The organism is Bradyrhizobium sp. CCBAU 11386 (genome assembly GCF_028128955.1).
Taxonomy (GTDB): Bacteria; Pseudomonadota; Alphaproteobacteria; order Rhizobiales; family Xanthobacteraceae; genus Bradyrhizobium.
In genome coordinates, this window is sequence record NZ_LBKA01000008.1 from 104,865 (window position 1) to 111,577 (window position 6,713).

3 protein-coding genes are annotated in these 6,713 nt (G+C 59.6%); 1 reads left to right on the top strand and 2 read right to left on the bottom strand.

Annotated elements, in window-relative coordinates; all coding sequences use genetic code 11:
* Positions 1-4: 4 nt before the first annotated feature.
* Both XI09_RS03025 and XI09_RS03030 read right to left on the bottom strand, forming a co-directional pair.
* Positions 5-1,102 carry a calcium:proton antiporter gene (locus XI09_RS03025; protein WP_097669700.1) on the bottom strand — a complete coding sequence of 366 codons (1,098 nt, stop codon included), beginning with the start codon at positions 1,100-1,102 and terminating at the stop codon, positions 5-7.
* Positions 1,103-1,436: 334 nt separating this feature from the next.
* Entirely contained in the window at positions 1,437-2,303 is an 867-nt protein-coding gene (locus tag XI09_RS03030; protein WP_271565600.1) for a hypothetical protein, read from the bottom strand.
* A gap of 884 nt (positions 2,304-3,187) precedes the next feature.
* Here XI09_RS03030 and XI09_RS03035 point away from each other — a divergent pair.
* Positions 3,188-6,628 carry an amino acid adenylation domain-containing protein gene (locus XI09_RS03035; RefSeq protein WP_271565601.1) on the top strand — a complete coding sequence of 1,147 codons (3,441 nt, stop codon included), beginning with the start codon at positions 3,188-3,190 and terminating at the stop codon, positions 6,626-6,628.
* Positions 6,629-6,713 lie beyond the last annotated feature (85 nt).

Below are 6,713 nucleotides of genomic sequence, written 5' to 3' on the forward strand. Positions count from 1 at the left end.
CGCCTCAGGGCACGAAGACCATGAACACGTAGACGGCAAATACCACCATATGGACCAGTCCGAACAGGACGTTGGTCCTGCCAGTGCCGAAGGTCAGCATGCTCAGGAAGAAGGTCAGGAGCAAAAGCACGCTGCCCTGGGCGTTGAGGCCGAGCTCGAGCTCCTTGTCGAGCGCGTAGGTGGCAACGCCGACGGCCGGGATGGTCAGCCCGATGGTGGCCAGCGACGACCCGAGCGCAAGGTTGATGCTCTTCTGGAGGTCGTTCCTGCGGGCCCCCGAAACGGCCGCGACGCCTTCCGGCATCAGGATCAGGAGGGCGACCAGAAGTCCGGTAAAGGCCGGCGGCGCACCGATCTTGGCCGCGACGGCGTCGACCACCAGCGAAAACTTCTTGGCGAGCAGCACGACCGCCAGCAGCGCAATCAGCAGCAGCACGACACTGAGCACCAACATCCGGCCCGATAGATGCACCCCACCGTTGCCGCCGTCCGCCCGCTTGTGAACGAAGTAATCCTTGTGCAGGACGGTCTGGGTGTAGAGAAACACCCCATACAGCGCGAGCGTGACCACGTCGACGAAGCCGAGCTGAACCGCCGAATAGACCGGCCCGGGCCTGGTGGTGGTGTAGTTCGGCAGGATCAGCGTGATGGTCGCGAGGGCGAACAGCACGCTGAGATAGACGTTGGCCCCGGAGAGCTGAAAGCCCTGCTCGCGATAGCGCAGGCCGCCGATGAAGATGCAGAGCCCGACGAGACCGTTGCAGACGATCATGACCACGGCGAACACGGTGTCGCGCGCCAGTTTCGGCGCGGGCTTGTCGCCCAACATGATCGAGGTGATCAGCGCCACCTCGATGATGGTCACCGAGAGCGTCAGCACCAGCGTGCCATAGGGTTCGCCGACGCGCTCCGCGATCACCTCGGCATGATGAACCGCAGCGAATACCGTGCCGAACAGGATGACCAGAAGGACAATGGCGAAGACGAGCCCGCCCAGCGACAGCGTGAACACGTAGTCCGTCGCGCTGACGGCCGCGAACAACAGCACGGCCAGCGCCGGGAAGATCCAGTCCGACCGGGGCATCGGACTATGCGCGCTCATCCACTGCTTCCATTTGATCGAATAAGCAGTAGCAAATCAGAGCGCGAGATTCAATGCCAGTGCAGGATCGGCGCGAACTGATCCGCTGACAACGCCAGCTGCTGACCGCCGACTAATCCTATCGCACATCGGCCGCTGCGGCTGTAAGAAGCGCAAAACTCTAGTTCTGGCTGGTCCAAAGTTCGGTCTCGCTACAAAAAACCCCGAGACTCTAACTGCCGCTGGATGAAAAGCAGTGGCAGGTCACTCCTTCGTCAGGCTAATCGCTGTCGCTCAGGGATGCTGCTCATGCACCCTTGAAGCACGACTCAACTTTCAGGAAGTGGGGACTACGCTAGGCCAATGCCACAGCTATCCTTCGAGTGCCCGGTGCCGATGTCCAATTGTTCACCGCATGCGCCCAAGTTAGGTTGTTCAGAATAACAAGGTCCCCTGGTTTTAGCTTGAGAATAATCTCGTCACAAAAAAGTTTCTCGTAATCGGCGCCTGAACACCAGCTCCGTCCTGCATTAACGGGGTCCAATTGGTGCAACTCAAAACCGTCCGGTGGGAACTTGAGAAGTTCGCGCTCCTGCAACATCCGAACGAAAAAGTGAAGACAGCTTTGGTCAACACTTCCAATGTTATCCCAAAGGACATTCACATCGCGCCCTAGGAGAAGGGAAAAGCTTCTTTTCGGCCTTGCCATAACAATCGCCAGCAAAAGGCCCGGGATCTCGGATTTCACCTCGGCTACTATTTGGTCATCTGGTACCAAATAGTCATCCGGCGAGCTCAGACGATGAAGTGCTTTTGCACGAGTGATCATGCCCCGAGACAATGGTTTTGATCCAGGTAATATTTTTGTCGTTTTTTCTCGTAAAAGTCCCCATGCCTCACTTGTGTCGTCGATGTTCAATAGGATTGTTTCTCCTCCGTCTTTACTATTCTCGAAACAATAAAAGCACGACAACTGCATATTAGATATTCTATCTCCTTCGGAATGCGGGGTGACAAACTGATAATCATCCCGGGAATTAACGCTCATGAAGTATTTGTTGATCCGCCGTCGGTGACCAAGAAAATCGGAAAAGCCGGCCTCCAGCTCTAGCTTTTTTTGCAATCCCAGTTCACCGGCAATTTGATGTACGAGGCCGTCCGCCTCGCTCGGTGAGACATTTCGAATCAAAATGACACAGTCTCGACTGAGTGCCTCGATCACGCAAGTCACATCCAAGCCGCTGCACCCAAGGGTCAACAGCATGCGCCGATGTGAGAGATCAGGAGTCAGTTGTGGTTGCGACATTCGCCGTGGACCCGTTCTTCGTCGCTTTCGTCGCCTCACGAGCAAGGGCCGTGCCACAGCGGGCATTCAGCGAAAACGCTACTTAGTGCCGAGCCCCGGCCAGTCTGCGAAAACGCGATGCGTGGCGAACTTTACAACATCGAGCGGAATCCCTGTCGCAGGACCCTCTCTCACTCGACGAGCAGACCACCTGGAGAACGCAGCGGCGAGCATTTTGGCTCGCAAAGGCAATTCGGACAAGCCGCGGGCGCCCGATCTTGAGTGGTCGTCGCTGTTGACGGCGCGTGCTGTTGTGTTGAGCTCGGTTTCGGTTCAAGGCGTTAATGTCCCAAGCCCGACGGCATGACGGCAAAATTCTGGCAGCCCGGCGAGAAGCGAATTGTTTTCTTCAGAATGAGCTCGCAGAAGGTCATTGGCGCGTCCGTTACTTAACGTGAGCGCCAAGGAGATTCTGCTGTACGCGCGGAGATGACGGCGGCTGTTGCAGAGCTTCCGACGACTTTGCGGACGCCCATGCGGTGATCGTCGCCAATGACGTCCGTATTGTTGTGCTGAGCTGTGTCTGGTTCAGGACGTCGATGTCCCAAGTCCGACGGTGGCGTTCCGAGCGAGGCGCGCGTTGTTTCTTCAGGAAACGCTCGCAGTACGTCATTGGTATGTCGATTGCTTGAAAAGCGGGGTGATCCGTTACGGCCTTCATCGTAGCCGGAGTTCAGATGAAACTTGCTACACCGGTTGGCTCTTGCATCTTTGTTGGTGGTGGTGCGCTAGCTATTAGATGTGCTCAGCTAGTGATGGAGATGGGCCACGCGATCCGGGCGGCGCTGTGTGCCGACGCCATATTCCGCGATTGGGCCGATCTCGCCGATATCTTGTGTGTGACGAGCATTGAAGAGCTATCTGCGCTGCTCAACGCGGAGCCAGTCGAGTGGATATTTTCCGTTGCCAATCCGTTCATATTGCCAGCAGATGTGTTTGGGAAAGCGCGTAGAGGCGCTTTCAATTACCACGACGGTCCGTTGCCGCGATATGCCGGAACTCATGCGACGTCTTGGGCGCTTCTTGCCCGAGAGACCGAACATGGCATCACGTGGCATCGTATCGATCACGGTGTTGATACTGGTGAGCTGGTCGTCCAACGCCAAGTGTTGATTGCGACGAGCGATACTGCGCTGACGCTGAATCTCAAATGTTATGAGGCTGCTATCGATGGCTTCCGCGAGCTTCTAACTGGCTTAACAAATGGAGAGCTTAGTGCTCGTCCGCAAGCGCTAGCGGACCGAAGCTTTTTCCCGAAAGGTCGGCGCCCAGATGCTGCGGGCTGTCTGCGATGGGATCGATCCGCACAAGATCTGGAAGCGATGACGCGCGCCTTAGACTTTGGCCCGTATCATACCAATCCATTGGGGTTGTCCAAGGCTCTCGTAGGCGATGACGTTGTCGTCGTCAGGCGCTTGGAGGTGACGGCTCGGCGCTCGGGCTTTGCTGCGGGGTCTTTAGTTGAGATCCACCCCAGCCACTGGCGTGTGGCGACAGGGACAGAGGATGTTAATGTTTGGCTTAGCAGCTTGGATGGTAAGGCTCTGGATGCGCGGGCACTCGCGAGGCGTTCTGATTCCCATGTAGGCGACCGCCTCCCGATTCTGAGCGATGACGAGGCGCGGAGCATAACGGTTGCGCATGAAATGTTGGCGCCTCGTGAGAGTTTTTGGCGACGGCGACTTGAACAGTTCAAAACATCCCAGCTTTCCTTTTTGTCGTCTTCAGTAGCTTTGGCTGCACCTCAATGGCAGTTGAGTTCATGGCGAATTCCGGGTGCTTTGGCTGAGCTGTCTCCCAGTAATCGCACGGAATTCTTGCTAACGGCTTGGCTGATCTACCTAGCCCGCATCACGGGAGAATTAGAGCTTCAATTGGGATGGACTCCCGCGCCGAGTGGATCGCGAGCGGGCTTGAAAGCGCTCGAGGTGCTTGTCGCTTCTGTTGTGCCGATGGCAATTACCATCGATCTCGACAATGATTTTGCAGAGGCGCGCACGGTGGTGGCGGCCGAATTCGCTCAGTTGAAGGAGCAGGATAGCTTCGCGCGAGATCTTATCGCGCGCTGCCCAACGTTGCTCGGTATGGAGGCGTTACGATTGCGCCGCCCCTGGCCGGTTGGCGTTATGCTTACTGTAAGTGGCGAGTCTGCCACTGGTGACCTAGCTTCGAGCCCGACTTCTGAGGCAGCCCTGCCCGGTGAGGCGTTAACATTTGAGGCTTGCGCTCTAGATGGGAGCTTTCGATGGCACTTTGATGCAAGTCGCTTGGAACCCAAGCATATCGACCGTATGACCCAGCATTTGCAAAATTTGCTATGTGCTGTGAAGGCAGATCCGCGGCAGCCGGTGGGGCAGATTGAACTCTTGTCATCCGCTGAGCGCGCGTATCTGCTGGAGGAGCTGAACCGGACGGCATCGGCCTATCCGTCGGACGTGTGCATCCACGAGCTGTTCGAGGCACAGGTTCGCCGTGCGCCGGACGCGGTGGCGGTGGTCCATGAGGAGGAGCGGCTAAGCTATGACGAGCTCAATGCGCACGCCAACCGCCTGGCGCATCATCTGATCGGGCTCGGGGTCAAGCCGGACCAGCCGGTGGCGATCTGCGTTGCGCGCAGCGTGGCGATGGTGGTCGGGCTTTTGGCGATCCTCAAGGCGGGCGGGGCGTACCTGCCGCTGGACCCGGCCTATCCGCCGGCGCGGCTGCGGCAGGTTCTCGACGATGCGGCGCCGCGAGTGCTGCTGGCCGATGCAGCGGGGCGATCGGCGTTGGGCGACGATGCGCTACGCGATCTGACGGTGGTGGATCTGGCGGCGACGCCGGAATGGGCAAATCTGCCGGCGTCGGATCCGGACCCGCGCGCGCTTGGCCTCACCTCACGCCATCTCGCCTATGTGATCTACACCTCCGGATCAACAGGCACCCCCAAGGGGGTCATGGTCGAGCATCGCGGAGTGGCGCGTCTGGTGGCGGAGAACGATTTCGTCGAGATCTCGCCGCAGGACGTTTTTCTCAACGCTTCCTCGCCGACATTCGATGCGACCACGTTCGAAGTCTGGGGAGCCTTGGCGAACGGCGCCAGTGTTGTGCTCTATCCTGAACGCTATCTCTCGACGGCAACGCTGGCCCGGATCATCCAAGACCAAGGCATCACTATCGCTTGGATGACTGCGCGGTTGTTCGACGTCTATGTCGGGGAGGGGCGGAGCACCAGTGGGCTGCAGCAACTGCTGGTCGGGGGCGAAGAGGTCTCAGCCAGTTCCATCAAAGCATGTCAGAAGCGACATCCGACGCTGCGAATCTCAAATGGCTACGGCCCGACCGAGAACACCACCTTCAGTCTCTGCTACCCGGTGCCTGCTGGCTTCGATGGCCAGCAACGGGTGCCACTGGGACGACCAATCCGGAATTCGGCGGTCTATCTGCTGGATGATCATGGTGCGCCGGTTCCGTTTGGCGCGGTCGGGGAGCTCTACGTCGGCGGGGCGGGGGTGGCGCGCGGCTACCTGAACCGGCCCGAGCTGACGGCGGAGCGGTTCATCGCCAATCCCTTTGTGGACGGCGACCGGCTGTACCGCACCGGCGATCTGGCGCGCTATCTACCGGACGGCAATCTGGAGTTTTTGGGCCGCAACGACGACCAGGTGAAGATCCGCGGCTTCCGGATCGAGCCGGGCGAGATCGCGGCGCGGCTTTGCGAGCACCCGTTCGTGCGCGAGGCGGTGGTGGTGGCGCACGAGGGCCCCGGCGGCGAGCAGCGTCTTGTCGCCTATGTGGTGCGCGCGCCGGAAGCAGCTTCGAACGGGCTGGAGGGAAGCGAGCTTGCCGGCGCCTTGCGCGCCCACATAAGTGCGCTCCTGCCGGAGTACATGGTGCCATCGGCGTTCGTCCGGCTGGCGGCGCTGCCGCTGACGGTGAACGGCAAGCTGGACCGCAAGGCGCTGGCTGCGCCGGGCGATGAGGCGTATGCGCATCGCGCCTATGAGCCGCCGCAAGGCGAGATCGAGATCACGCTGGCACAGATCTGGGCCGAGCTTCTGGGTGTTGAGCGGGTCGGACGCCACGACCACTTCTTTGCGCTCGGCGGGCACTCGCTGCTGGCGGTGCAACTGATCGAGCGTTTGCGGCGNGCGGCTGGCGGCGCTGCCGCTGACGGCGAACGGCAAGCTGGACCGCAAGGCGCTGGCTGCGCCGGGCGCTGAGGCATATGCGCATCGCGCCTATGAGCCGCCGCAAGGCCAGATCGAGACCACGCTGGCACAGATCTGGGCCGAGCTGCTCGGTGTG